The following is a 23,683-nucleotide window of genomic DNA, read 5'->3' as shown; positions in this document are numbered from 1 at the left end:
TCACGCTCCGAATGACACCGAAATGACACCCCGGGTGTCGTCGGTTTGACGCCTGCACTGACGCCGCGCAACTCACTGTGACCGGAGCACCTTAAATCCGTGACCGACACAGGCAGCGAGACCACGCCCCCCGGCATCACCGTCAGCGTCTACCGGATCAATCCCGAGACGCTGCAGCGCACGCCCGTGCACACGCGGACCCTCGCGCCCCTCGACGCGCCCGTCTTCAACCTGGAGTTCCCGCCGTGCGAGTGCCCGCGCTGCCGCACCGCAGGAGCGTCACGGTGAGCCCGATGTGGGACGACCGCGAGGAACGCGACTCCGGTACCTGCTGCGCCTGCGGCATGCACACCGACGACGGCATAGTCCGCTGGCTGCCCCGCAGCAGCGGTCCCGACGTCCGCCTGATCGTTCACGCCAGGAGCGAGGACTGCACGCCCCGCGAATCCACCCCGCCTCTCAGGCTGGCCCGCCACCACGCCAGCCCTTGAAGACCCCTCCCGCCACGGCGCGGGAGGCCCGGCGCTCTCGATCGAGGGCGCTCGTCCACAACTGGAGGACAACGTGACCGTAGCGTTAGAACGTCCCGCCGCGACCCGCACCCGGGACCCGCAGGAACTCCTCAACGCGGTCGCCCCGCACATCGCCGAGTTGACCGTCAACATCTTCGACAGCGGCATGAGCATCTGGGACCGCGAGGTCGCACTGCTCCTGCGCGACCACACCATGGTCCGCGACATGGCCGAACGGATCCTCGGCAACGCCGTCATGTACGTCATGGGCTCCATCGAGAACCCTGACGTGCACCTCGGCGTCGGCAAGCTCGTCGACATCGGCGTCCACCAGCTCATCCTCGACACACCCGTCTGGTGGGGCATCTGCCGCCTGTACAACGGCGGCCGGTTCAAGCACCACGCCCCGTTCATCGAGCGCCGCAGCGACGGCCTGTGCCTGCGCACCGGCGACTTCCTGAAGAGCCAGGGCTGGGCGATCGACGAGGAACTGTGGGCCATCGACGGCGCGGACTGCTCCCCGTGCGACGACAAGGTCCACGACAGCCACTGACCCCGTTACAGTCGCCCCCGCCCTCACAGCTCCCCGAGGGCAGGGGTTCCCGCATCCTGACGACCGAAGGAACACGCTGTGCCCGTACCGCACGACATCGCCGCCGAGACCGAACTGTGGGACGCCTACGCCGAGTCGGCGTTCAAGGACGACGCCGAGCCGTCGTTCTGCTGGACCCAGTACGCCGGCCACGGCCCCGGCCCGGAACTCCTGGGCGCCCCGGAGTCCGTGCTGGAAGTCGGCTGCGGCACCGGGCGTGCCCTCGCCCACCTCGCGCAGCAGGGCGTGAAGGCGACCGGCGTGGACCTGGCGCCGCGCATGGTGCAGCGCGCGGGCGAGAAGTGGGCGCCGCTCGGTGTGCGGATCGAGCAGGGGGAGATCCTGAACTGGCTCGCCACCCACGAGGGCTGCTACGACGCGGTGTACTCCATCTTCGGTGCGGCCTGGTTCACCGACCCGTCCCGTCTGTTTCCCCTCGTCCGCGAGCACCTGGCGCCGGGGGGCGTCTTCGTCTTCTCCCAGCCGCCGGCGATCCCGGGCGCCTACGGCCCCCAGGGCATGTACAAGGGCGGCTTCGCCGGGAAGGCGATGTTCACGTACCGGTACAGCTACCGGCCCGCCATGTGGGAACGGCTTCTACTCAGGGCCGGATTCGCCACCGCCGAGGCCACCGAGGTGGATGCCCCGAAACCCGGGCACATCGGCACCCTCATCGTCCGGGCCCGCGCCTGACCCCTCGACGGCCCCGGCCGGACGCCGATCCGGCCGGGGCCGGAGAACGATGAGCGACACCACCACGCCGGTGGAGGAGTAGAGCCTCCGGCGTCGGCGAGGGCGAACCGCCGGCGCTGGAGATGAACGGGCCGCCCCCGTCCCCCGCGGGGGCGGTCCCATGCCTTCTCGACGTGCCGGGTGTGTGAGCTGTGCTCGGCCGCATGCGGATGATGGCCGGCGTACCTGTGTCCGCCGGCGGTCATCCTCTGCTCTGACTCGGTCAGAGCAAGCCGCCTCACCCCCTGGCCGGGGTGGGGCGGTCTACGTTTGTACGGGCGACCCCCGGCCGCGTACGTCGGCGGGGGTCGTCGCCTGCGGGCCGGGCCTCCCCGCCCAGGATCCGCAGGAGGCGACGAGCCTGTGTCTGGCGCGCACGAGGGGAGTCGCGCCGTCCTCGTCTGGCTTGGCAGCGTAGAACGCCGCTCGTTGTGATCAAGTCCTCCGGAACGGGTGGCGATCAAACCATGTTCGCCGGGGATGTGGACTCCATGTGGACTCTGATCATGAAGCGGGCCCCCTGTTCGAATAGAACAGAGGGCCCGCTACGCAGGCTGTGCCCCCGGCAGGATTCGAACCTGCGACACCCGCTTTAGGAGTTCGATCAGGTGGCAGCGAGCCCCTGGGAGGGCAGGAAGCTCGATGCCGTGCACGAACGCCAAAGTCTGCGGCTGTCCGGCCTCGTTGATGTCAGCCGTGGATGTCAGTGGGGGTAGTGGAGCCCAGCTGAGCCGACCTGGTGATCAGTCGCTTGCGGCTCTGGCTGGCCGTGCCGCCTTCACCGCAATTCCCCGCTGCTGATTGACCGAGAGGCACCGGCGATGCGCCCCGTTCAGGTGACGTGCGCTCCCTCTGTGCGCTGGGTGCGACCTTGCGTGATTCGCCAGGGGGACAGCACGGTTTGGGCGGACGCTGCTCGGCGCTGTGCTCAAGCACCACCAGGGAGGGGCGGTACGTCGTGGGTTCAGCCAGTCGATGGGCAAGTGAGACGTTCGGAGAATCCGCCGGTGAGCTGGTGGACATCATCCCTGCCTGCCTCGTCCGGGCTCACGAGCGGGCCCGCACCGGACATGAAGGCGTCCATACCCAGACGCTCGAAGCCTATGGCCACGGCCTTTACGCCGTGCAGTACGAAGAACTGGCCGCCGGCCTCGCTGGTCTCGGGGACGCAGTGCGCCTTCAGGGACGAACGATGATGCTCATCCAAGGGTGCCTGATCTACCCCCTCCGCTACGCGAAGAAGGACGTGCCTGTTACGGCTGCACGCCTCCGGCGGGCCACAGGCTTTCGAGCAGACTTGATCCGCCGCCACGGCCCGCCGCCCATGCAGGAGCCGTTTGACCTGGACTGGGGAGACCTCGACGACTCCGAAGTACATCCCGACCTGGAGCTGCTTCCCGAAGACGTGCGACTCGTCCTCGTCGCCTACGCCTGCTCTATGGGGGACGGCGTCATGCGCATCGAATGGGGCTCCGCAGAGTTGCGCCGAGAAGACCGGTACTTGGTCTGGCACCGGCACGAGCCACTGCTTCCAAAGGCGTGAGGGCGAAACCTCAGCTTGGGAAGCTCGGGTTTCTTGGGGGTGGTCGGTGGGCTGACCTGCGGCGGGACGGTGCTGGGGTCGTGGTCGCATCCGTGACCGGTCCCCGCTGTTCCCCGTGGTTCCCCGCAGGATCTGGCACGCGAATGGCACGGTCTGCTCGTTGGAGAATCCGGGGCGGAAGTTTGGTCTCGGAGGTCTGAGCCTCAGCCGACGAAAGTCAGCCACGATGGCGGGTGCGCCGACCGATCAGGCGCGCGTGTGCCTCGCTGTACCTCAACTGGCATCAGCCACGCTATCTGGCTTGTCACCGATCGCCGCAAGCGGTGATGGTCAGTCCGTGACGGCGGTGCGGACGTTAGATGCTGTCATTGCCGAGGGCGCGGCGAGCGCGGGCTATGAATTCTTCTCTCCTTCGTTTTGCATTGTTGAAGACTTGCTGAACCCGTGCAGAAGCAAGCTGCTCAATGGACGTAGATGTGGCAGCAGCCCTCAGCATCATGTCTTCGGCCCCCAGCGTGGTGAGCACTTCTTCGAGGGACGTTCTGTACTCTTCGGCTGCGTGAGCAGCGCTTATTTCCCCTTCGAGTTGAACGACCGTTACATTTTTCTTTACAGCTCCCATCGCCTCGTTAGCGGTATCCGCCTTGGTTAGTAGTGCGTCGACGTCCTCCACCTTGTAGTAGCTGAGGTCGTATAGAGCGTGCATAGCCACGTCGGTCTGTTCTATGAATTCGCTGTAAGCGGTGCGGCTGATCTCGCGGTGACGTACTCGATGCTGTTCTTGCAGTTCACGAATTTGACTGAGGTTGGTTCTGTCCGCTTGATCTCGGGCGGTTTTCCTCGCCATCACGCCTGCGGCAAGAGCGCCAACCAGAGTCCCCAAGATGGCGCCGCTTGCGCCAACTACCGCAACGTACGTCTCAGTCATGCGGCAATCCTGCCGAACTTCTGGCTACCCGACACGGATCTCCCTGAGGTTGGGGTCATGATCTTCGAGGCTCCCGCCAAAGTCGTCCCGTGAAGCCGCGGAGTCGATCGCTCCGCCGCGATGTACCCCTTCTCTCACGGCAAGCGGCTGACCCTGCGTGCGGCCCGGCCCGCGGCCGGGCTGGAGCGGGGCGGAGACAGGAGCGCAGGCCCGGCCGGGGGCCGGGCTGCGCGCGGGGAGCGGAGCGAGCCGCCTTGAACCAGTAGAGAAAGTTGTAACTCAGTCGGTCGCCATGGGCGTGAAGTCGTGGGCGCAGACTGGTAGTTCGATGCCCTGTCGGTGAGCGAGTGGCGCGAAGAGTACTGGTCGGATGGTCCAGGTGATGCGGATGGTGTTCTGGGTGACTGACACGGTGCAGGGTTCGGAGCGCAGCAGGGCGCGTCTGGTCTGGATGCGGCCGTTGTAGAGCCAGTTCCAGGCTTCCTGGGAGGCGTCGGGGTCGAGTGCCGGAGAGATCGTGCGGAGTGCGACCGCGACCCATCTGTCTGCCTGGGGTGCCGAGTAGGCGTCGAAGGATGCCCGAAGTGCCGGCGGTCTCTCCTCGGTGAGGTCTTTGGTCCAGCACTCGCACCAGTAGCCGTGTACGGGGCCCTTCATGATGCCGCTCCTCGGGGGTAGGCCGCGAGAACGTAGCGGGTGGTGTCGTCGTAGAGGGTGAGTTGGTAGGCGGTTCCTGTGGACAGGTAGGCGAGGGCTCGTTCGTGTTCTGGTTCGTCGGTGAGCCAGTGGCGGCCTGGTTGTGCGTATGCGGTGTCGAGTTGGTCAGTGATGTGGCTCGTGCGCTCCCGGAGCCAGCGCAACGCCAGGCGCGGGCTTGCAGTGGCGTGTGATCCCAGCAGGATGAAGTGGACCCCGTGCAGGGGGTAGGCGGCGGCCCGGCATTGGTATGAGACGTCGTGCCCGCCTGCCTGCAGGTCCTCTGCCACGATTGACGTCAGCATGGGTGTCCTCCTGGGCCGGGCTGTGTGAAGAGTTCCGCGGTGACGGTGTGGCCGCTGTCGCTGTTGTGGACCACGACCCGGTGGGCGATGACGCTGACCATGCCCAGGCCCCGGCCGTGCTCGGCGCTCTCGGTCTGGTCCTCGGCCTTCGGGGCGGTCGCGGTGCCTCCCTCGTCGGTCACCGAGAGAGCGATCACCCGTGGGGAGACGGCAAGGGCCAAGTGGAAGCGGCCGGATTCCAAGCCGCTGGCCGTGTGGAGGATGGCGTTCGCGCTCAGCTCGCTCACGATCAGTTCGGCGTCCTCGGCTAAAGGCGATCCGCGCAGGATGTCGCGGGTCCAGCGGCGGGCCCGGCTGACCTCTTCCGGGAATCCTGGGCAAGTGAGCCCCCAGACCCGGGCTGTACTCGTATACTCGTGCATACAAGTTCCTTCGTGCTGGTAGGCCGCCATGTGCAGCGGGTTCGGGTTAGACGAGTTTCACGCCGTCGTGGGCGCGGATGGCCGGCGGGGTCGCCTGGTCGAGTGCGTCCAGGACGCGGATCGCGTATGCCTCGTCGGCAAGCTCGGTGACCTCTTCGCGGGTGGCCCAGCGCAGTGCGCGGGTCTCGTCACCGGTGGTGGGTATGCCGTCGGCGACCTGGCAGCGGAAGACCAGCGAGACGATCAGGCCCGTCATGTTCTTGTAGACGCCGGTCAGGGTCGCGGGAAGCGTGATCTTGATGCCGGTTTCTTCGAGGACTTCGCGCTGGAGGGCTTCGGGGATGGTCTCCTCGCGTTCGAGGACGCCGCCCGGGGGCTCCCAGTGGTCGTTGTCGCGGCGCTGGATCAACAGGGCCCGGCCCTGGTCGTCGACGACGACCCCGGCGACGCTCACGGAGTGCGGGCGTTCTGTACTCACGTTCCTCGGCCTTCTCGGATGGCTAGGCTCTCCACCGTAGCAACAACACTCGCCCACTCGTCTAGATACCTAAAGGAGTACTCACCGTGAGCCCTCTTTCCTCCGGCCTCCTCGGCGCTCTCGACCCCACGAGCGATCGTGCGGTCTTTAGGCAGATCGCCGACCAGCTGCGTGAGGCCATCGACCGCGGGCGGTTCAAGGAGGGCGAGAAGCTGCCTTCCGAGGCTGACCTTGTCGAGCACTACGGGGTGTCCCGGATGACGGTCCGCAACTCCTTCTCCGTCCTCCAAGGTGAGGGCCTGGTCCACGCCGAGCACGGCAAGGGCGTGTTCGTACGGCCACGCCCCCCGGTGCGACGGCTTGCCTCGGACCGGTTCGCCCGGCGGCACAGGGAGCAAGGGAAGTCCGCGTTCATCGTGGAGGCCGATGCGGCCGGCGGTCACCCGCAGGTCGACAGTCTTGAGGTCAAGGAGGAGAAGGCGAGCCAGGACGTTTCCGCGCGGCTGGGGTCCGTGCGGCGGGTGCTGGCCCGTCGGCGCCGGTATCTGCTGGACGGGCGGCCGGTCGAGTTCGCCACGTCGTATCTGCCTCTGGATATCGCGCGGGGGACCCCGATCGCCGAGCCCAATCCCGGACCCGGTGGTATCTACGCCCGTCTTGAGGAGCTGGGTCACCGCCTCGACCACTTCGAGGAAGAGATCAAGGCCCGGATGCCCTCGCCTGCTGAGGTCAAGACGCTCCGGCTAGCCTCCGGCGTGCCGGTCATTCACCTCATCCGAACCGCTTACGACACCGAGGGGCGGGCCGTGGAGGTCTGCGACACAGTGATGGCGGCGGACGCGTACGTGTTGTCGTACCAGCTTCCGGCGACCTGATCGTCCTGGTTTGCGGTGGTGCGCGGGGACGTCTTTCCGAACTCGTACACGCCGACACGCATACTCGTATAGACGAGTGGGCAAGTCGTGTGGCAAGGTGGTCCACGCGAACCCGGCGATCGGGTTCACGGGACGACTCTTGTATAGACGAGTAGATAGGACAAGTTCCTTGCGTACCATCCGTGTTGAGACCTCCGCCGCGACGATCCTGTTGACCGAGGCACCCGAGCCGAAGGTTCGCGACCGTCAGACCGGCGAGATCGCCAAGGACGCGAACAGCGGTGAGGCGCTGATGACGATCGGCGTCGTCTACATCGAAGACGGTGAATCGTCGCTGATCAAGGTCACCATCCCGGAAGGCGGGATCTCGGAGGGGCTGACCCTCGGGGCGCCGGTCTCGCTGCCGGGGCTGGTGGCCCGGCCGTGGGAGTCCGTGTTCAACGGGCAGCAGCGGCATGGGATCGCCTACCGGGCTGCCGCCGTGACTCCGGCCGCGTTCCCGGCCGTCTCGGGGGCCGCTGCCTGATGACCGACTTGACGACACTTCTGGAGGTAGGTGGTCCCCTCGCCGCGCTCGGCGGCGGGGCTGCCTACGCCCGGGCCCAGCATCCGGGCGTCTACTGGTCCACCATCGGCTTGCCGATATCCACGGTCCGGCTGCTCAGTTCGTACGGCTCGGTCATGGAGGCGTGCGGGCTGGCCGTGGCGCCGTCCCGGCTGCGGGCGTGGGCGGTCAAGGTCACCACCCGGCGTGAGGTCCGTCCCGTTCCGCCCCGCCGGGGGATCATCTGTCCCACGTCGACCGGCCTGCGGCTTCGTCTGCGGCTCGCTCCGGGCCAGGAACCGGCAGATGTCGCCGCTTCGGCGGAGCGACTGCGGCACGCCTGGGGCGTTCACGCCGTCTATGTCACGACGGTCAAGCCGGGCGTGGTCGAACTGCGGCTCGTCGGTTTCGACGTCCTGCGCAAGGTCCGGATGCCACGCAAGGCCGAAGCCGGGTTTCTCAAGGTGTCGGTGGCGCTGCGGGAAGACGCCACTCCCTTCGTGCGCGACTACCGGACCGTCCCGCACCAACTGACCCTCGGGGCAACGCTGTCGGGCAAGTCCATGTACCTACGGCACCTGACCGCAGGACTCGCCCGGCAGCCGGTCGCCCTGGTCGGCATCGACTGCAAGCGGGGCGTGGAGCTGGCACCGTTCGCCGCCCGGCTGTCGGCCCTGGCCACCGACCTCGAACAGGCGGCGGACCTGCTGCCCGTGCTCGTGAAGGAAATGGAGGACCGATACGACCTGATCAAGGCCCGGCAGGGCATCGCACTGGACACCCCGGAAGAAGAGATCACCTCCGACATCTGGGGCCTGCCTGAGACGGAACGCCCGGTACCGATCGTGCTGTTCGTTGATGAGGTGGCCGAACTGTTCCTCGTGGCAACCAGGAAGGAGGAGGAACGGCGGGACGAGATGGTCACCCAGCTCATCCGCCTCGCCCAGCTCGGCCGCGCCGCCGGCATCTACCTGGAGGTCTGCGGACAGCGCTTCGGCGCCGAACTGGGCAAGGGCGCCACCATGCTCCGGGCCCAGCTGACCGGGCGTGTCTGCCATCGCGTGAACGATGAGGCGTCGGCCAAGATGGCGCTGGGTGACATCGCCCCCGAAGCGGTCATGGCTGCCTGCGCCATCGCTCCCGAGCGGCCCGGCCTGGCCGTGGCGGGCGACACCTCCGGCGGCTGGTCCCGCATCCGCACGCCGTACCTCTCCCTTGGCGACGCCGCCGAGATCTGCCGGGCCTCGGCCCACCTGGTGCCCGGCCTTCCCGCCCTGAAGCCGTTCCAGCCCGACGTGCCCGTACATCCGGTCGATACACCGGCTCCGGTCGTCAAGCTGCGACCGGTGACCGACTGACCTCTGCCTCTCCCCATCCCGGTCGGCGTGACCGCCTCACGCCAAGTCCCTACTTCTCCCATGCCTGAAATCCGAGAGGAACGCTCGTGACCGCCTCCATGGCCTTCTACGCGGACGGCAACACCACCATCCGTCTCAGCCAGTACGGCACGACCCGCACCCCGATCCTCACCCTGGACGGTGAGGACCACTCCCTGACCGTCTCGGCCTTCGCCAGGGTGCCCATCGCCGATCACCTGACCTTCGCCCGTGATCTGACCGCCGCCTGCGCCGACTACGTCAAGGCCCTGGAGACCTACGCCGCCGCCCAGGCCGACAGTGAGAAGGAACGGAACGAGGAGTCGTGAAACGGTTGCCTGCCCGCCTGGACGCCGTAGTCGTTCAAGCCCTGATCGCCGGAGCCCTGTCCTTCGCCCACCTGCACGACATCGCCTCGGCGGCCGGACAGACCGGCTGGAAGGCATGGGCCTACCCGATCAGCGTCGACCTGCTCCTGGTCGCCGTCTGGCGACGGCTCCGCACCAACGGCCGCTCCGGGCTTGCCTGGTGCTGGTTCCTGATCGCCCTCGTGGCCTCGCTCGGTGCGAACGTCGCCACCGCCGGACTCCTCGACATGACCCACGTGCCGGCATGGCTGCGCATCCTCGTCGCGGGCTGGCCAGCGATCGCCTTCCTCGGCGGAACCCTCCTCGCCCATTCCGCACCGGCGTCGACAGAGGAACCCGGCCTCCACGCCCAGGCGGACGCTCCCGATCCCTCGCCGGAACCGCCCACCCAACCAGTCATCGAGACATCCCCCGAACGTCCGGCGCAATCCGCGGTGCCCGTCCCGGCCGCCCTGGTCGAACACGCGCGCAAGGTCGCCGCCGACCACCACACCCGCACCGGAACACCCATCGACACCCCAACCCTCCGTGCCCGCCTCGGCGTCCCGGCGCCCATGGCCGATGCCATCGCCGCCCGCCTCTGAGAGGAGAACCGCATGCCCGCGAACCGCCGCTTCCGCCACGTCACCCGCATCGGCCCCGTCCAGGTCGGCACCGCCTACGACAACCGGGGCCACGAGAAGCACACCGCCGCCTGCACGGCCCCGCGCTGCGGCTTCTCCGCCGACTACGACAGCCGCGCCGCCGCCGAACTCGCCGCCCGCACCCACCGCTGCCCCGTCCGCTGGAAGGACCCCGAACCCGTGACCGTCAGCCTGCCGCTCGTCTTCGTCCTCGGCCTCTTCGCGTGGGGAGCGGTCAAGTTCCTCGGCGTCCGCATCTGGGCCGTCGTCCTGATCGCCCTCTTCGGCTTCTGGCTCTCGCACACCTTCCTGGCCCCGGCCATCGAATCCGGTACGCGCTCCGGCGTGGACATCGTCAACGGATCACATGACTAGACGAGTAGGTAAGGAGGCTTCGCCGTGTTCCTGCCCAAGTACCCCGCCAACCCCACCCCGCCGTCGGCGCACATCCACACCACGGCCGACCCGGCTCCCGTGCAGCGCACGGCTCCGCAGATCTCCGTCAGCACCGGAACGGTCGCGGCCGTCCTCGTCGGCGGTGTCGTCCTGACCGCGCTCTTGGCCGCCGTCGCCATCACGGCCATCTCGGTGACGGTCGCCGCCGTCGTCCTGCGCTCGCTGCCCCGCGACCAGCACCGCCGTTGACACCCCAGCTCCACCAGACCCCCGGGACGGCCTGACACCGCCAAGCATCCGCCGCCCCGGGGGCCCTGCCCCTCCTGACCGAAGCCAGAAGGAGAACTCCCATCTTCACCCGCGACACCTCGCCCCCGCTTCAGGAACTCGGCAAACTGGCCGCCCTCGGCACCATGCCCGCTCTCCTGCGCCAGCTCTCCGGCCTCGGCGGCTGCACGCACCCGATCCGCCTCGACGGCCACCGCACCGAGTACGACGTGAACACCGCGACCGGCGAGATCGGCAGCGTCCTCCACCACCTCGACTCCACCCGCCTCCCGGCCGGTCACCTCCTGGTCCGCTGCAACAACCGCCGCACGACCCGGTGCGCGGCCTGCGCGGAGGTCTACCGCCGCGACACCTTCCACCTGATCACCTCCGGCCTGCGCGGCGGCAAGGGCGTCCCTGAACGCGTCGCCGCTCATCCCCGCGTCTTCGCCACGTTCACGGCCCCTGGCTTCGGCCCGGTCCACAACCGCCCCACCGGTCAGGCTCGCACGGTCCGTGCCTGCCGCTGTGGCACCCTCCACGACCAAGAGGACCCCGCGCTCGGTACACCGCTCGACCTCGATACGTACGACTACGAGACGGCTGTGTTGTGGAACGCCCACGCGGGACCGCTCTGGCGCCGCTTCTCCACCTACCTCCGCCGCGAGGTCGCCAAGCGCGCCGGCCTCACCCAACGGGCCTTCCGTGAGCACGCGCGGGTGTCCTTCGCCAAGGTCGCCGAATACCAGAAGCGTGGCGCCGTCCACTTCCACGCGGTCATCCGCATCGACGGGCCGGAAGGCGGCGACACCCCGCCGCCCGCCTGGGCCACCCCCGATCTGCTCACCGACGCCATTCGCGCCGCTGCCACCGCCGTCCGCGTGGACGGACCGGAGATCGACGGCCGCGCCCACACCTTCACCTTCGGCCGCCAGCTCGACGTCCGCACGATCCGCTCCGCCCACTTCAACGACGCCAAGGAGCTGACCGAGCGTGCCGTAGCCGCGTACATCGCCAAGTACGCCACCAAGGGCGCCGAGACTGCGACGGGCGCCCTCGACCGCCCCCTGAAGTTCGCCGCCGAACTCGCCCAGCTCGACATCAGCGACCACGCCCGTCGCCTCATCCGAACGGCCTGGACACTCGGCGCCCGCAAGGATCTCGAACACCTCCGTCTACGCGCCTGGGCCCACATGCTCGGGTTCCGCGGCCACTTCTCCACCAAGTCCCGCCGCTACTCCACCACCCTCGGGGCCCTCCGCGACGCCCGAGCCGAATGGCGCGCATCCCAAGCCGCAGAGGCCATCAACGGCCATACCACCTCCGGAAATCCGGATGTGGTCACAACCCTCGTCCTCGACCACTGGATCTACGCCGGAACCGGCCTCACCGACACCGAAGCCTGGCTCGCCGACTCCATCGCACCCGCGCCCGGAACAGAGGGGGAACCCACTCATGCCCGATGACGAGCTGCTGACGGTGCCCGACGTGATGGCTCGGCTCAAGCTCGGTCGCTCGACGGTCTACGACCTCATCCGTTCTCGCCGTCTGTCGTCCCTCACCATCGGCCGATGCCGCCGCATTCCGGCCCGAGCCGTCCGCGACTACATCACCAACGAATTGGAGGCGGCGGCCTGATGGCCCAGCAACGCAAGCGCAACCCGAATGGCGCCGGCACCATCACCAAGCGCAAGGACGGTCGCTTCCAATGCGCGGTCTACGTGCTCCAGCCGGACGGCACCCGCGCCCGCAAGTTCGCCTATGGCAAGACCTGGGCGGAGTGCGACACCAAGCGCCGTGAACTCCTCGACAAGGTGGACCAGGGCGTGCCCGTGCCCACAAAGTCGGCCAAGCTCTCCGAGTGGCTGCCGTACTGGCTGGACAACGTCATCAAGCCCCGACGGAAGCTCAGCACCTTCGACAAGTACGAGGCACACGTCCGGCTCTACCTGGTGCCCCTCCTCGGTGCCAAGCGCCTCGAATCCCTCGGGGTCGCCGACGTCCGCCGCTTCCTCGTCCGCCTGGAGAAGGAGACCACCGCCGCAACCGCCAAGGAATCGCACCGAGTTCTGCGCTCGGCTCTGTCCTCCGCCTGTCGCGAGGAACTCATCACGCGCAACGTCGCCAAGCTCGTCGAGCCGCCCCGCACGGACACGCCCGAGCTGCACCCCTGGACCCTGGACGAGACGCTCGACTTCCTCGCCGCCTCCCGTAAAGACCCGCTCTACGCGGCCTTCGTCCTCGCCATCGCCATGGGCCTCCGCCGGGGAGAGATCGTCGGTCTCCGCTGGTCGGACCTCGACCTCGACAACCGCGTGCTCTACGTCCGCCACCAGGTCCAGCGCCGCCGTGGCGTCCTCTACGACGACGATCCGAAGAGCCGCCGTCGCCGTGCCGTCCCGTTGCCCGCCCTCTGCATCGCGCCCCTGCGCTGGCACCGCATGCGGCAGGCTGCTGCTCGCACCAAAGCGGAGAAGAGGTGGCAGGACTCGGACTACGTCTTCGCCACCCGCACCGGCCGCCCCGTCGAGCCGCGCAACCTCTATCGCTCCTTCACCCGCGTCGCCGAGTCCGCCGGCCTCCGCGTCATCCGCCTGCACGACGCCCGCCATGGCACCGCCACCCTGCTCACGGCGGCCGGGGTCGCGCCCCGCGTCGTGATGGAGATCCTCGGGCACTCCCAGATCAGCATCACCATGAACGTGTACACGCACGTCGTGCAGGACACTCAGCGCGAGGCCATGAGCCACATGGACCGGCTACTCCGAAAGCGGCGTCCCGGTCGTGCGTGACCGCCTGCGTTGATGTCAAAAGTTGATGTCAAAGGCCCCGGACCATGATCGGTCCGGGGCCTTTTGCCTGGTGCCCCCGGCAGGATTCGAACCTGCGACACCCGCTTTAGGAGAGCGGTGCTCTATCCCCTGAGCTACGAAGGCGGGGGTCTGTCGGGAGACGGCTGAGGGGTGGTCCAAGATGGGTGGGCCGTACTCAGTTGGGATCCCGGCAGAGCTGTGGTGATGCGGTCGATGATGACTGCGCCACCGCAGTCAGTGTAGCGGGTGGCCTGGTGGCGGTAGGCGACTTGCGGGGGGTCGGAGCGACGGCCGGCTGTGTGTGGTCGTCGAGTCGGCGTCGTCGTTGTGGGGTGCGTCGCGTTGGTGCCGGGGTCGTCGGGCGGCTTTCCCGGCTCATCAGTCTGATGTGTCCGCCCAGCCCGGCGGCATCGCCGCGTCGGCAGGGGGTGACCCGAGCGACGCGTCTCGGCAGACTGGTCGGGTGACCTTCCGGTTGATGCCCGGCACCGGGCTCGTGCTCCCGGCGAACGCAGGCGTCCTGCGATTCGGCATGACCGAGCGTGCGGCGCAGTGGACCGCGTCGACCCTGGCGGAGATCCGCGCCGGCGGGTGGATATGCGGAGCGCACTGGACCTTCTTCTTCGTCCACCACGGCGTTCTGGTCACCGCCTGTGCCTGCACGGCTTGTGCCGAGCAGACCATGGGGCACCTGATCGTCGAGCGGACCGAGCGGGTCCCGGACCGGGCCGCCGACGTACCGGTCGCCTTCGGCGACGTCGACCTCTTCGGTTACCCGATCCATGAACTGACCGAGGTCCTCGCCCCGTCGGACCGCAAGCTCCTGCTGTCCGCAGACATCAACCCTCACAGCACGCACTACCTGACCGCCGTACGCCTCGACGCGTGTGAAGGCGACCGCCGCTAGCGGTCGGCGTCGGCCGCCAGGTCACCACCGACCCCGGCACGCGCGGCAGAAATCCGGCGCGGCCGCATCGTCCGGTGACGGGCCTCAACCGGTGCGGCGCCAGGGCAGACGTTGCCTGATGCGGCACCGGCCAGAGGGGCCCGGCCCGCCGCCGGTGTTTGTTTCTCCGTTCCACCGTGTCCCGTTCGGGCGTTCCAGGGGCAGTGGGTTTTCCCTGGTCAGGGTGTGTTTCGGCGTTCCAGCGTGCCGAACTGGCCGTCGTGCGTGGCGGCTGGGACGGATCACCCCGCACGCTCCAGTCATCCGAGCACCACCCACCCGAACAGCGAAGGGGCACCGCACCATGTCCGGTATCCGCAACTCCCGTACCCGTCTCATCGGCGCCGCCGCCACCGTCGTACTCGCCGCGCTCTCCCTGACCGCGTGCAACGACGGTACGGGCGTCCACGACGAGGGCGCCTCGACCGGCGCCTCCGCCACCGCCTCGTCCTCCGCCGACGCCTCCAAGCCCAACGCGCCCACCGCTGATGCGCCCACCGCTGACGCGCCCGGCGCCGACGCGGCCTCCGGCGGGCAGCAGCCCGCGGGGACCGGTACCGCCGGCTCGAAGCCGGCCGGGAACGGCGTCGCCGCGAAGGATCCGGCCTCCGCCGGCCGGCCGGGCACCTGCGAGGGCTCGAACACCAAGACCGTCGCGGCCCCGCTCAACCGGCCCGTGAACCACATGCTGCTCACCGTCACCAACACCGGCAGCAAGCCCTGCTTCCTCTACACCTACCCGGCGGTGCGCTTCGGTGAGGCCCAGGCGGTGCCGCCGGTCATCGAGGACTCCCAGCCGCAGGCCGTCGTCACGCTCGATCCGGGTCAGTCCGGCTACGCCTCCGTGAACCTGTCCGCCGCCGACGGCAGCGCCTCCAACGGCCGCACCGAGAACTCCCTGACCGTCTACTTCCACGGCCGCTCCGGCAACGAGAGCGTCGGCACGGGCGCCCACCCGTCGCTGCCCGCGAAGGGCGTCTACGTCGACGACTCGCTCAAGGTCACCTACTGGCAGCAGTCGATGGACGACGCCCTCAGCTGGTGATCCCGTGCGGACGCGGTGAGCGACAGCACCGTGGTCAGCGCGGCTGGTCAGCGTGCGTAGGGTCCGGACGGCGGGCGGGGGTCTACCTCGTCCGCCGTCCGGGCATGCGCCCGGTGGGAAGCGGGAGGCGATGTACGGCGGCTGCGGCTGGGGCTGCGGCCTGTGCACACGCCGTGATCGGCAGCGCCGGACTGTCTACGGTGATCCGCCGTGGCAGCGACCACGGATGCGTGCGCGCGGTCCTCGCACGGAAGCCCCCAACCGCACCCCCCGTCCCCTGAGCCCCCATACCCCGAGCCCCCATCTTCCGAGCCCCATCTTCCGAGCCCTCACACCCCGAGCCCCCGTCCCCCTAGCCCCCATCCCCTGAGCCCCGATCCCCCGAGCCCCCTACGCCCGATCCACCCGTACCTTGTAATCCCCGTTGGGCTCCTCGGCCGTCACCTCGACGGTGATCTTTCGGCGGGGGTCCTTGAAGGTTTCACCCGGGCCGAAGGGGGCGTCGGAGAGTTCGGCGTGGACGTTGGGGCTGCGGGTGCAGCCGCCGCTCTCGCGGTGGGCGTCGTACACCGTGATGGGGCCGCGGCCCGTGTCCACGCTCGCGTCGACCTTGTAGATGAGGATGCCGGGATGGCATACGGCCTCGTCGTTGCCGCCGGGGGTGCGCAGTTCGAGGGCGTAGCCGGTGTGCGCGGTGAGCGGGACGAAGACGAGTTTGTGGCCGCCGGGCCGGGACATCGGGCTCAGCGTGAACTCCTTGGTGCCCGGGGTGGCCGCGCAGCTGACCTGGTCGACGTCCAGCCAGCCCAGCTTCCACTTGTGCCAGCCGAGCAGGTCGTTGTTGGCGCCCCAGTCCTCGCTCATGATGTCCCAGTGGCCGACCGCGCCGCCGCCGTCCTGGGTGTACAGGTCGGGCAGGCCGAAGACGTGGCCGTTCTCGTGGGGGAGCACGCGGTAGCCGGTGCGGGCGTAGGAGCCGGAGCCGTCGTCCTGGCGGGAGTAGACGAAGGACGCGTTGGCGATCGGTACGCCGTCGGCCACGGGGGCCTCGCCGTTGCCGGCGAAGGTCACGGACAGCACGGTGTCCAGGGCGGAGGGCCCGGCATCTGGGCTGACCAGCACGTTCAGGAGGTCGTAGTCCCGGAAGTCCACGGTCGGGTCGGCGGCGGACACGATGTCCTGGACCAGTTGGCGGTAGCCCGGGTCGAAGGGGGCGCCGCGTTCTATGCCGTAGTCGTGGAACGTCTTGGGCATCCGCAGCCAGGTCGGGATGGGGGTCTCGGCGCGGTAGTCGAGATGGCCGTAGGACGCGGTGTGGAACCACTCCTGGGTCTGCGGGAAGAACTCGTGGAAGCGGTCGAGGGCGTCGCCCTCGCCGGGCGCGTCAGGGAAGTCGACCATCAAGGTCAGTGCGCGCACGGTGCCGGTGGAGCGGGCGTAGCCGCCGGCGGTGGGGACGCCCTCCGTCATCTGGACCTCGCGGGCGCCGTTGATGAGGCAGGGGGCGAGGGCTGCGGTGCGGGCCAGGCCGGGGACGGAACCGGCGCCGGCGGTGGTGGTGCCCGGTATGAGACGTCCGGTTCCGGCGGAGGTGCTGACCGCCAGGGTCAGGGCGGTCACGGACGCGAGAGCGGCCACGCGCCGCGGGCGTATCCGACGGGCGATCGGCTGCGGCTGCGACTGCATGCAGGGGCCTTTCGCTCCACGGCAGCCGCCGGTCTCCGGCTGCACCCTTGCGATCACCCTGAGTCGTCAGGGCGCCGGGCGCGCGCTGGGGGAGCCCGAACGTGGGTTTCTCGGGCCGAACGGGTGTGAGCTAGGTCACAGGGAATCTTTCTACGGGTGGGAAATAACCGGGGATCCTCTCCCCGTTTAGACCTGTGTCCGAGCGAAAACGGGGAGTCCTTCCCCGGATTCTCTGAACCAGCCCAGCAAACCGACCGAAGCCAAGCACCGACCGAAGCCAGGCAAACCGACCGAGGAGTACGCCGTGCAGACCGCGACCGTCGTGCAGCGCAAGGCGACCAGGCCCCGCGCCGACGCCCTGCGCAACCGCGAGCGGATCATCGGCGCCGCCCGGGAGATGTTCGTGGAACACGGCCCGGATGTGCCGTTCGACGACATCGCCCGCCGGGCCGGCGTCGGCAATGCCACGGTGTACCGCAACTTCCCCGACCGCGACTCGCTCGTACGCGAGGTCGTCTGCTCCGTGATGAACCGCACTGCGCAGGCGGCCGAGGAGGCGCTCGCGGAGACCGGGGACGCCTTCGAGGCGCTGGAGCGTTTCGTGCACGTCGCCGCGGACGAGCGGATCAGCGCGCTGTGCCCGATGGTCTGCAGCACCTTCGACCAGAACCACCCCGATCTGATGGCCGCGCGGGAGCGCACCGAGGACCTCATCGGCGAGGTCATGGACCGGGCCAGGGCTGCGGGCCAGCTCCGGCCGGACGTCGGCGTCGGCGACGTCATGGTCGCGGTGGCCCAGCTGTCCCGGCCGCCGGCCGGCCTCGGCTGCCTCAGCCTGGACCCCTTCGTCCACCGGCACCTTCAGCTGTTCCTGGACGGGTTGCGGGCCCCGGCCCGCTCCGCCCTGCCGGGCACGGCGGCGACCATGGAGGACCTGCGCCAGACCTGACGCTCAGTTCCGGGCCGTAGAGCGGCCTTCTCGCAGCACGTCAGTCACGTCCGTCTGCACGTACCACGACCCATTCCACGTTCCGCGTCGGTCACGTTCGTGTTCCGCGTCGGCCACGGGGTTGCGCCCGCGGCCGTCGGCGGCGACGTGCCGTCCGTTTTCGATCACCTGTTCCGTCACGACGTCCCGGCCTTCCCTTTTTGAAGGTCAAGAAGTCCCGAAGTCCCGAAATGGGTACCCCCATGTCTGAAACAGCCGTCAAGGCTCCCGGCGTCCCCGACGCCAACCGCTGGAAAGCGCTCGTGTTCATCGCGCTCGCCCAGCTGATGGTGGTCCTCGATGCCACCATCGTGAACATCGCCCTGCCCTCCGCCCAGCAGGACCTGGGCATCTCCGACGGCAACCGGCAGTGGGTCGTCACGGCCTACGCCCTCGCGTTCGGCGGTCTGCTCCTGTTCGGCGGCCGGGTCGCCGACCTGTGGGGCCGCAAGCGCGCCTTCGTCATAGGTCTGGTCGGTTTCGCCGCGGCCTCCGCGCTCGGCGGCGCGGCGACCACCGGCGCGATGATGTTCGGCGCCCGCGCCCTCCAGGGTGTCTTCGGCGCCCTGCTCGCGCCCGCCGCGCTGTCCCTGCTCGCCGTGATGTTCACGGACGCCCGGGAGCGCGCCAAGGCGTTCGGCATCTACGGTGCGATCGCCGGTGGCGGCGGCGCCGTCGGCTTCATCCTCGGCGGTGTGCTCACCGAGTACCTGGACTGGCGCTGGACGTTCTTCGTCAACATCCCGTTCGCGGTCATCGCCGCGGCCGGCGCCTACTTCGTCATCCGTGAGCCGGAGGGCAGCCGCAACCGCTCCCCGCTCGACATCCCCGGCGTCATCCTGTCCACCCTGGGCCTGGTCTCGCTGGTCTACGGCTTCACCCGCGCCGAGTCCGACGGCTGGGGCGACTCGGTGACGATCGGACTGTTCGTCGCGTCGGCGGTGCTGCTGCTGGCCTTCGTGGTCACCGAGGCCCGGGTCAAGGCGCCGCTGCTGCCGCTGCGCGTGATCACCGACCGCAACCGCGGCGGCGTCTACCTCTCGCTGGGTCTCGCGATCATCGCGATGTTCGGCACCTTCCTGTTCCTCACCTACTACCTCCAGGTCGTCAAGGGCTACTCGCCGATCCAGAGCGGCTTCGCCTTCCTGCCGATGGTCGTGGGCATGATCACCGGTTCGACGCAGATCGGTACCCGGCTGATGACCCGGGTCGCGCCCCGGCTGCTGATGGGTCCGGGCTTCCTGGTCGCCGCTGCGGGCATGTTCCTGCTGGCCCAGCTGGAGATCGGCTCCACCTACGCCTCGACGGTGCTGCCCGCGATGGTGCTGCTCGGCCTCGGCATGGGTACGGCGTTCATGCCCGCCATGTCGCTGGCCACACAGGGCGTCCAGCCGCGGGACGCGGGTGTCGCCTCCGCGATGGTCAACACCTCGCAGCAGGTGGGCGGCGCGATCGGCACGGCCCTGCTGAACACGATCGCCGCCTCCGCGACGACCTCGTACATCAAGGACCACATCGCGACCGCGACCACGGGGCAGCAGCGGCAGCTGGTCCAGCTCCGGGGCATGGTGGAGGGCTACACCAGCGCCATCTGGTTCGCCGTCGGCATCCTGGTGGCCGCCGCGGCCATCGCCCTGACCCTCGTCAACGCCGGCCGTCCCGGCGGCGGCACGGCGGCTGCGGGTGAGGACGTCGAGGACGACGTGACGGTGCCGGTGGTCGCCCACTGAACCGCCCGGGTACCCGCTCGGCCTGCGCCGTACGGGCGTGGAAGTCGTGCGGGCGTGGAAGGGGACGCCGCGCTCGTACGACGTCCGGGACCTGCCCGGTGCTCCGGGTGAGGTTCCGGGACCTGCCCCGGCTCCCTGCGGGAGCGGCTCAGCGGAGCCAGGGCAGGTCCGCACCCGCCTCGTTCGGCTGAAGGCCCTCGGCGACGATCTCCATGATCTCGCCGAGGGCTTTCTGCTGCTCGGGGGTCAGCCGCTCGAACAGCGCCTGGCGCACGGCCGCCACATGGCCCGGCGCGGTGCGCCGCAGCACCTCGTGGCCCTCCTCGGTCAGCACCGCGAACTGGCCGCGCTTGTCGGCGGGGCAGTCCTCGCGGCGCACCCAGCCGTTCTTCTCCAGGCGGGCGACGGCGTGCGAGAGCCGGGAGCGGGTGATCTTCGCCTGCATGGCCAGCTCGGTCATCCGCAGCCGGCGGCGCGGGGCCTCGGCGAGCTGGACGAGCAGTCCGTAGTAGATGTGGGGCATGCCCGCGTCACGCTGGAGCTGGCGGTCGAGGTGGTCCTCCAGCAGGGTGGTGGCGTGCAGGTACGAGCGCCACACGCGCTGTTCCTCGTCGGTGAGCCAGCGGTGCTGCGGGGTGGAGCCGGGTGCCGTGTCCATGAGGTCCACTGTACGAGGCATCTCCTTGAAGATTGAACAAGTCGGGCGTACCGTCTTCCATGAGAGCTTGAGATTTAAAGCAACTGGACGCGGGTCGCCCTGCCGCCCGGTCCACCGGAGGGAGCCGCCGTCATGTCAGCCGCCGCGCAGGAACGCATGCCCGCCCTCTATCTGAGCCACGGCGCCCCGCCGCTCGCCGACGACCCCGTCTGGCCCGGCCAGCTCGCCGCCTGGTCCGCCGACCTGCCGCGGCCCAAGGCCATCCTCATGGTCTCCGCCCACTGGGAGGAGGCGCCGCTCGCCCTCGGCGCCGTCAGGACCGTCCCCCTCGTCTACGACTTCTGGGGCTTCCCCGAGCACTACTACCAGGTCGGCTACGCGGCGCCCGGCGCCCCGGATCTGGCCGAATCCGTGCGCAAACTGCTGCGCGCGCCCGGCACCCCGGTCCAGGACATCCCGGACCGCGGCCTCGACCACGGCGCGTACGTCCCCCTCGTCGAGATGTTCCCCGCGGCCGACATCCCCGTCCTGCAGATCTCCATGCCGACCCTCGACCCGGTGCGCCTGATGGAGATCGGCCGCAGGCTGGCGCCGCTGCGCGACGAGGGCGTGCTGATCGTCGGCTCCGGCTTCTTCACCCACAACCTGGCCGCCCTGCGCCATGCGGGCGGCGGGGTGCCCGCCTGGTCCTCCGAGTTCGACGACTGGGGCCGCCGGGCCCTCGAAGCCCGCGACTGGGACGCCCTGCTCGACTTCCTCGACAAGGCACCGGCCGGCCGCTACGCGCATCCGCGCACCGAGCACTTCGCCCCGCTGTTCGTGACCATGGGCGCGGCGGACGACGGCGCCGGTCCGGCCGTGCCGAAGTCGGTGATCGACGGATTCTGGCTGGGAATGGCGAAGCGCTCCGTGCAGTTCGGCTGACCGCCGGGGTGGGCCTTTGGGGGGTGTGCCGAGGCGGGGGCGGTGCTGGGCGGGTGAGTGTCGTGGTGCGGGTCCTCGGGCGGGTGGGCGCCGTTCCCGGGCTTACAGTTCCTTCTCGTACCAGGCGACGTCCCAGTAGCGGCCGAACTTGCGGCCCACTTCGCGATACGTGCCGACGTACCGGAAGCCGAAGCGTTCGTGCAGCCGCGTCGACGCCGTGTTCGGCTGGGCGATGCCCGCGTAGGCGCGGTGCAGGTCCTGCCCGGCCAGGGCCGCGAAGAGAGCCTTGTAGAGCAGCGTGCCGATGCCGCGGCGACCGGCGCGCGGGGCGACGTACACCGTGGTCTCCACCGACGTGCCGTACGCGGGCTTCGCACGGTAAGGACTCGATGTGGCGTAGCCCAGAATTTCCTGAGAGTCCGCGTCCACGGCAACCATCAGCCGGTACGGTCCGTCTTCCGGATGGGAGAGCAGCCAAGGACGGCGCTCTTCCGCGGTGAGGATCGCGGTATCGAAGGTGATCGAGGTCTCGCGTACGTAGTGGTTGTAGAGGTCCGTGAGCGCTTCGAGGTCGCCCTCGGCCCCCGCCCTGACCTGCACATCCGTACGTTCCGACGGCATCGGTCCTCCTCATGCGGCGGCACAGGGTACTGCATGATCAGAAAAACTGGGGGGCGGGTTGGGAATTCTGTCCGGATTCCAGTCGTTGTTTCCTTCGGATGCAGGGCACTCAACGAGAGTCCGAGGAGTTCTCTGAGTGCTGAGCTTCCAGCAGAACCACCCGCCAGCCCTCTCCCGAGCCCGGCTCCGGCCGGACCGGGGGACCCCGATTCGAAAGGGAGCACGCATGGCAACCCGTGCCGTCGCCCGTCGTCAGTCCGCCCATGGGGGTACCTCCCAGGCTTCTGGGGGAGAGACGGCCAACTCGGCAAGCAGCGTTCGTGCCCGTGGCGGCGAGATCGCGGACCGCGACCTCGTCGGCATGTACCTCGACGAGATCGCGCGCACGCCACTGCTCGACGCCGCCAAGGAAGTCGAGCTGTCCCAGACCATCGAGGCGGGTGTGTTCGCACGGCAGGTCCTCGACGGCGAGGAGGAGTCCCGCACGGACGCCACCCGTGAGGAACTTCAGGCCCTGGTCGACGGGGGAGAGCGGGCCAAGGATGTCTTCATCCGGTCCAACCTCCGCCTGGTCGTGGCCGTCGCCCGGCGCTACCCGCGCAGCGGCCTGCCGCTGCTGGACCTGATCCAGGAGGGCAACGCCGGCCTGGTGCGCGCGGTCGAGAAGTTCGACTACCGCAAGGGCTTCAAGTTCTCCACATACGCGACGTGGTGGATCCGCCAGGCGATCACCCGCTCGATCGCCGACCAGTCCCGCACCATCCGCCTGCCCGTCCACCTGGTCGAGGAACTGGGCCGCATCCGACGGGTGCAGCGCGAGTTCAACCGGGAGAACGGCCGCGACCCCGAGCCCGCGGAGATCGCCGCCGAGCTGGGTTCCACGGCGGAGCGCGTCACCGACGTGCTCGACTGGGCCCGCGACCCGGTCTCCCTGAACATGTCGGTGGACGACGAGGGCGAGACCCAGTTCGGCGATCTGCTGGAGGACACCTCGGCGGTCTCGCCCGAGCAGTCCGTCCTCACGCTGCTGCGCAGCGAGGGTCTCGACGAGCTGATCGGCCGCCTCGACGAGCGCACGGCCTCCATCATCAAGATGCGCTACGGCATCGAGGACGGCCGGGAGCGCACGCTGACCGAGGTCGGCAAGGAGCACGGCCTGACGCGTGAGCGCATCCGCCAGATCGAGAAGCACGCGCTGCTGGAGCTGAAGAAGCTGGCCCGCCAGACCGGTTTCGACGCGGCCGCGTGAGCGGCGGGAGCCGGATGTGCGGGGCGCGCGCGGCTCCCTCGCCGCAGGCACCGTGCGACCGTCGCCTCCCGCGTGCGCCGGGTGGCGGAAGACCGCGCAAACATGGCTGTGTACCGTCGCTTCAACTCCCCGGACCCCGGGAACAAACCCTCCGGGCCCAGGAGTTGGGGATCGGGGGCCCGGGTCGCACCCCGTGGCCGCCCACCGTCCCCCGAGCCAGGTCCCGACGCACTCCCCCCGGCGCCGGGACCTTCCCAGAGCCGGGCTTCGGCGCCTATCCCCCCCGGGCGCCGGAGCCCGGTTTTTTCTTGTCCGGCCACCGCGGCGGCGCCGTTGTTGCTGGTCGCGCGGTTCCCCGCGCCCCTT

The 23,683-nt window shown here is 69.3% G+C and carries 29 protein-coding genes, 1 tRNA gene and 1 pseudogene; 22 read left to right on the top strand and 9 right to left on the bottom strand.

Annotated features, from left to right (window positions below):
* Positions 1-99: 99 nt before the first annotated feature.
* The 5 genes from ACFYTE_RS11570 (at position 100) to ACFYTE_RS11550 (ending at position 3,379) form a co-directional block, all read left to right on the top strand.
* Positions 100-288 (top strand): hypothetical protein, encoded by a 189-nt coding sequence (locus ACFYTE_RS11570; RefSeq protein ID WP_388708098.1) that lies wholly within the window; start codon positions 100-102, stop codon positions 286-288.
* On the top strand, positions 285-491 hold the full coding sequence (locus ACFYTE_RS11565; protein ID WP_388708096.1) for a hypothetical protein: 207 nt from the start codon (positions 285-287) through the stop codon (positions 489-491). Before ACFYTE_RS11570 ends, ACFYTE_RS11565 begins: the two co-directional genes overlap by 4 nt.
* A gap of 73 nt (positions 492-564) precedes the next feature.
* Entirely contained in the window at positions 565-1,065 is a 501-nt protein-coding gene (locus ACFYTE_RS11560; protein ID WP_388708094.1) for a hypothetical protein, read from the top strand.
* Between the two features lie 78 nt (positions 1,066-1,143).
* A complete protein-coding gene (locus tag ACFYTE_RS11555) occupies positions 1,144-1,797 on the top strand; it encodes a class I SAM-dependent methyltransferase (RefSeq protein ID WP_388708091.1) in 654 nt (217 codons plus the stop codon).
* A 997-nt stretch (positions 1,798-2,794) separates the two neighbouring features.
* A complete protein-coding gene (locus ACFYTE_RS11550; RefSeq protein WP_388708089.1) occupies positions 2,795-3,379 on the top strand; it encodes a hypothetical protein in 585 nt (194 codons plus the stop codon).
* Positions 3,380-3,734: 355 nt separating this feature from the next.
* Here ACFYTE_RS11550 and ACFYTE_RS11545 read toward each other — a convergent pair whose 3' ends face one another.
* The 5 genes from ACFYTE_RS11545 to ACFYTE_RS11525 form a co-directional block, all read right to left on the bottom strand.
* The gene (locus ACFYTE_RS11545; RefSeq protein WP_388708086.1) at positions 3,735-4,307 is read right to left on the bottom strand and encodes a hypothetical protein; all 573 of its coding nucleotides are present in this window, start codon (positions 4,305-4,307) and stop codon (positions 3,735-3,737) included.
* A 279-nt stretch (positions 4,308-4,586) separates the two neighbouring features.
* A complete protein-coding gene (locus ACFYTE_RS11540) occupies positions 4,587-4,964 on the bottom strand; it encodes a hypothetical protein (protein WP_388708083.1) in 378 nt (125 codons plus the stop codon).
* Complete coding sequence (locus ACFYTE_RS11535) at positions 4,961-5,308, bottom strand: hypothetical protein (protein WP_388708081.1); 348 nt, start codon at positions 5,306-5,308, stop codon at positions 4,961-4,963. The genes ACFYTE_RS11540 and ACFYTE_RS11535 overlap by 4 nt, the downstream gene beginning before the upstream one ends.
* Complete coding sequence (locus ACFYTE_RS11530; RefSeq protein WP_388708078.1) at positions 5,302-5,730, bottom strand: ATP-binding protein; 429 nt, start codon at positions 5,728-5,730, stop codon at positions 5,302-5,304. The genes ACFYTE_RS11535 and ACFYTE_RS11530 overlap by 7 nt, the downstream gene beginning before the upstream one ends.
* 46 nt (positions 5,731-5,776) lie before the next feature.
* Complete coding sequence (locus ACFYTE_RS11525) at positions 5,777-6,184, bottom strand: NUDIX hydrolase (protein WP_388708374.1); 408 nt, start codon at positions 6,182-6,184, stop codon at positions 5,777-5,779.
* 110 nt (positions 6,185-6,294) lie between these two features.
* Between ACFYTE_RS11525 and ACFYTE_RS11520 the strand changes: the two genes are divergently transcribed.
* The 11 genes and pseudogenes from ACFYTE_RS11520 to ACFYTE_RS11470 all read left to right on the top strand — a co-directional run bounded on the left by ACFYTE_RS11520 (position 6,295) and on the right by ACFYTE_RS11470 (position 13,449).
* Positions 6,295-7,083, top strand: a complete 789-nt coding sequence (locus ACFYTE_RS11520; protein WP_388708076.1) for a GntR family transcriptional regulator — start codon at positions 6,295-6,297, stop codon at positions 7,081-7,083.
* Positions 7,084-7,252: 169 nt separating this feature from the next.
* On the top strand, positions 7,253-7,609 hold the full coding sequence (locus tag ACFYTE_RS11515; RefSeq protein ID WP_388708073.1) for a hypothetical protein: 357 nt from the start codon (positions 7,253-7,255) through the stop codon (positions 7,607-7,609).
* Complete coding sequence (locus tag ACFYTE_RS11510) at positions 7,609-8,985, top strand: FtsK/SpoIIIE domain-containing protein (protein WP_388708070.1); 1,377 nt, start codon at positions 7,609-7,611, stop codon at positions 8,983-8,985. Before ACFYTE_RS11515 ends, ACFYTE_RS11510 begins: the two co-directional genes overlap by 1 nt.
* A gap of 86 nt (positions 8,986-9,071) precedes the next feature.
* A complete protein-coding gene (locus tag ACFYTE_RS11505; RefSeq protein WP_388708068.1) occupies positions 9,072-9,332 on the top strand; it encodes a hypothetical protein in 261 nt (86 codons plus the stop codon).
* Positions 9,329-9,955 carry a DUF2637 domain-containing protein gene (locus tag ACFYTE_RS11500; protein ID WP_388708065.1) on the top strand — a complete coding sequence of 209 codons (627 nt, stop codon included), beginning with the start codon at positions 9,329-9,331 and terminating at the stop codon, positions 9,953-9,955. The genes ACFYTE_RS11505 and ACFYTE_RS11500 overlap by 4 nt, the downstream gene beginning before the upstream one ends.
* Positions 9,956-9,967: 12 nt before the next feature.
* Positions 9,968-10,156: pseudogene (locus ACFYTE_RS11495) on the top strand (mobile element transfer protein); the annotation flags it as partial.
* Positions 10,157-10,174: 18 nt separating this feature from the next.
* Positions 10,175-10,369 carry a hypothetical protein gene (locus tag ACFYTE_RS11490; RefSeq protein ID WP_388708372.1) on the top strand — a complete coding sequence of 65 codons (195 nt, stop codon included), beginning with the start codon at positions 10,175-10,177 and terminating at the stop codon, positions 10,367-10,369.
* A 24-nt stretch (positions 10,370-10,393) separates the two neighbouring features.
* Positions 10,394-10,639 carry a SpdD protein gene (locus tag ACFYTE_RS11485; RefSeq protein WP_388708062.1) on the top strand — a complete coding sequence of 82 codons (246 nt, stop codon included), beginning with the start codon at positions 10,394-10,396 and terminating at the stop codon, positions 10,637-10,639.
* Between the two features lie 164 nt (positions 10,640-10,803).
* Positions 10,804-12,123 (top strand): replication initiator, encoded by a 1,320-nt coding sequence (locus tag ACFYTE_RS11480; RefSeq protein WP_388708059.1) that lies wholly within the window; start codon positions 10,804-10,806, stop codon positions 12,121-12,123.
* Complete coding sequence (locus tag ACFYTE_RS11475; protein WP_388708058.1) at positions 12,113-12,295, top strand: helix-turn-helix domain-containing protein; 183 nt, start codon at positions 12,113-12,115, stop codon at positions 12,293-12,295. Before ACFYTE_RS11480 ends, ACFYTE_RS11475 begins: the two co-directional genes overlap by 11 nt.
* The gene (locus ACFYTE_RS11470) at positions 12,295-13,449 is read left to right on the top strand and encodes a tyrosine-type recombinase/integrase (protein ID WP_388708055.1); all 1,155 of its coding nucleotides are present in this window, start codon (positions 12,295-12,297) and stop codon (positions 13,447-13,449) included. The genes ACFYTE_RS11475 and ACFYTE_RS11470 overlap by 1 nt, the downstream gene beginning before the upstream one ends.
* A gap of 68 nt (positions 13,450-13,517) precedes the next feature.
* Here the strand turns inward: ACFYTE_RS11470 and ACFYTE_RS11465 are convergent.
* A tRNA-Arg gene (locus ACFYTE_RS11465) sits at positions 13,518-13,593 on the bottom strand.
* A 340-nt stretch (positions 13,594-13,933) separates the two neighbouring features.
* On the opposite strand from ACFYTE_RS11465, the gene ACFYTE_RS11460 reads away from it, so the two are divergent.
* Positions 13,934-14,377 carry a hypothetical protein gene (locus tag ACFYTE_RS11460; RefSeq protein WP_388708053.1) on the top strand — a complete coding sequence of 148 codons (444 nt, stop codon included), beginning with the start codon at positions 13,934-13,936 and terminating at the stop codon, positions 14,375-14,377.
* Positions 14,378-14,720: 343 nt separating this feature from the next.
* On the top strand, positions 14,721-15,461 hold the full coding sequence (locus tag ACFYTE_RS11455) for a DUF4232 domain-containing protein (protein WP_388708050.1): 741 nt from the start codon (positions 14,721-14,723) through the stop codon (positions 15,459-15,461).
* 390 nt (positions 15,462-15,851) lie between these two features.
* On the opposite strand, the gene ACFYTE_RS11450 is transcribed toward ACFYTE_RS11455, so the two are convergent.
* Complete coding sequence (locus ACFYTE_RS11450) at positions 15,852-17,147, bottom strand: M6 family metalloprotease domain-containing protein (RefSeq protein ID WP_388708047.1); 1,296 nt, start codon at positions 17,145-17,147, stop codon at positions 15,852-15,854.
* 304 nt (positions 17,148-17,451) lie between these two features.
* Between ACFYTE_RS11450 and ACFYTE_RS11445 the strand changes: the two genes are divergently transcribed.
* The gene (locus tag ACFYTE_RS11445) at positions 17,452-18,096 is read left to right on the top strand and encodes a TetR/AcrR family transcriptional regulator (protein WP_388708044.1); all 645 of its coding nucleotides are present in this window, start codon (positions 17,452-17,454) and stop codon (positions 18,094-18,096) included.
* A 242-nt stretch (positions 18,097-18,338) separates the two neighbouring features.
* Positions 18,339-19,865, top strand: coding sequence for an MFS transporter (locus ACFYTE_RS11440; protein ID WP_388708041.1), 1,527 nt, complete (start codon positions 18,339-18,341; stop codon positions 19,863-19,865).
* A 148-nt stretch (positions 19,866-20,013) separates the two neighbouring features.
* Here ACFYTE_RS11440 and ACFYTE_RS11435 read toward each other — a convergent pair whose 3' ends face one another.
* Positions 20,014-20,523: a MarR family winged helix-turn-helix transcriptional regulator gene (locus tag ACFYTE_RS11435; protein ID WP_388708038.1), complete on the bottom strand. Its 510-nt coding sequence runs from the start codon at positions 20,521-20,523 to the stop codon at positions 20,014-20,016.
* Positions 20,524-20,655: 132 nt separating this feature from the next.
* Here ACFYTE_RS11435 and ACFYTE_RS11430 point away from each other — a divergent pair, with 132 nt between their 5' ends.
* Positions 20,656-21,447: a dioxygenase gene (locus ACFYTE_RS11430; protein ID WP_388708035.1), complete on the top strand. Its 792-nt coding sequence runs from the start codon at positions 20,656-20,658 to the stop codon at positions 21,445-21,447.
* A 102-nt stretch (positions 21,448-21,549) separates the two neighbouring features.
* Here the strand turns inward: ACFYTE_RS11430 and ACFYTE_RS11425 are convergent, their stop codons facing one another.
* Entirely contained in the window at positions 21,550-22,068 is a 519-nt protein-coding gene (locus ACFYTE_RS11425; RefSeq protein ID WP_388708032.1) for a GNAT family N-acetyltransferase, read from the bottom strand.
* 226 nt (positions 22,069-22,294) lie between these two features.
* Here ACFYTE_RS11425 and ACFYTE_RS11420 point away from each other — a divergent pair, with 226 nt between their 5' ends.
* Positions 22,295-23,317, top strand: a complete 1,023-nt coding sequence (locus ACFYTE_RS11420) for an RNA polymerase sigma factor RpoD/SigA (RefSeq protein WP_388708029.1) — start codon at positions 22,295-22,297, stop codon at positions 23,315-23,317.
* Positions 23,318-23,683: the final 366 nt, after the last annotated feature.

It is taken from the genome of Streptomyces sp. NPDC004629, assembly GCF_042873595.1.
GTDB lineage: Bacteria > Actinomycetota > Actinomycetes > Streptomycetales > Streptomycetaceae > Streptomyces.
The sequence above is the reverse complement of the archived record's forward strand: the minus strand, read 5'-3'. Positions and strand labels throughout refer to the sequence as shown.

Excerpts from the sequence above, each read along its gene's own strand:
- ACFYTE_RS11545 (WP_388708086.1), bottom strand. The coding sequence starts at position 4,307 with ATGACTGAGACGTACGTTGCGGTAGTTGGCGCAAGCGGCGCCATCTTG.
- ACFYTE_RS11540 (WP_388708083.1), bottom strand. The coding sequence starts at position 4,964 with ATGAAGGGCCCCGTACACGGCTACTGGTGCGAGTGCTGGACCAAAGAC.
- ACFYTE_RS11535 (WP_388708081.1), bottom strand. The coding sequence starts at position 5,308 with ATGCTGACGTCAATCGTGGCAGAGGACCTGCAGGCAGGCGGGCACGAC.
- ACFYTE_RS11530 (WP_388708078.1), bottom strand. The coding sequence starts at position 5,730 with ATGCACGAGTATACGAGTACAGCCCGGGTCTGGGGGCTCACTTGCCCA.
- ACFYTE_RS11510 (WP_388708070.1), top strand. The coding sequence starts at position 7,609 with ATGACCGACTTGACGACACTTCTGGAGGTAGGTGGTCCCCTCGCCGCG.
- ACFYTE_RS11480 (WP_388708059.1), top strand. The coding sequence starts at position 10,804 with ATGCCCGCTCTCCTGCGCCAGCTCTCCGGCCTCGGCGGCTGCACGCAC.
- ACFYTE_RS11475 (WP_388708058.1), top strand. The coding sequence starts at position 12,113 with ATGCCCGATGACGAGCTGCTGACGGTGCCCGACGTGATGGCTCGGCTC.
- ACFYTE_RS11470 (WP_388708055.1), top strand. The coding sequence starts at position 12,295 with ATGGCCCAGCAACGCAAGCGCAACCCGAATGGCGCCGGCACCATCACC.
- ACFYTE_RS11455 (WP_388708050.1), top strand. The coding sequence starts at position 14,721 with ATGTCCGGTATCCGCAACTCCCGTACCCGTCTCATCGGCGCCGCCGCC.
- ACFYTE_RS11450 (WP_388708047.1), bottom strand. The coding sequence starts at position 17,147 with ATGCAGTCGCAGCCGCAGCCGATCGCCCGTCGGATACGCCCGCGGCGC.
- ACFYTE_RS11440 (WP_388708041.1), top strand. The coding sequence starts at position 18,339 with ATGTCTGAAACAGCCGTCAAGGCTCCCGGCGTCCCCGACGCCAACCGC.
- ACFYTE_RS11435 (WP_388708038.1), bottom strand. The coding sequence starts at position 20,523 with ATGGACACGGCACCCGGCTCCACCCCGCAGCACCGCTGGCTCACCGAC.
- ACFYTE_RS11430 (WP_388708035.1), top strand. The coding sequence starts at position 20,656 with ATGTCAGCCGCCGCGCAGGAACGCATGCCCGCCCTCTATCTGAGCCAC.
- ACFYTE_RS11425 (WP_388708032.1), bottom strand. The coding sequence starts at position 22,068 with ATGCCGTCGGAACGTACGGATGTGCAGGTCAGGGCGGGGGCCGAGGGC.
- ACFYTE_RS11420 (WP_388708029.1), top strand. The coding sequence starts at position 22,295 with ATGGCAACCCGTGCCGTCGCCCGTCGTCAGTCCGCCCATGGGGGTACC.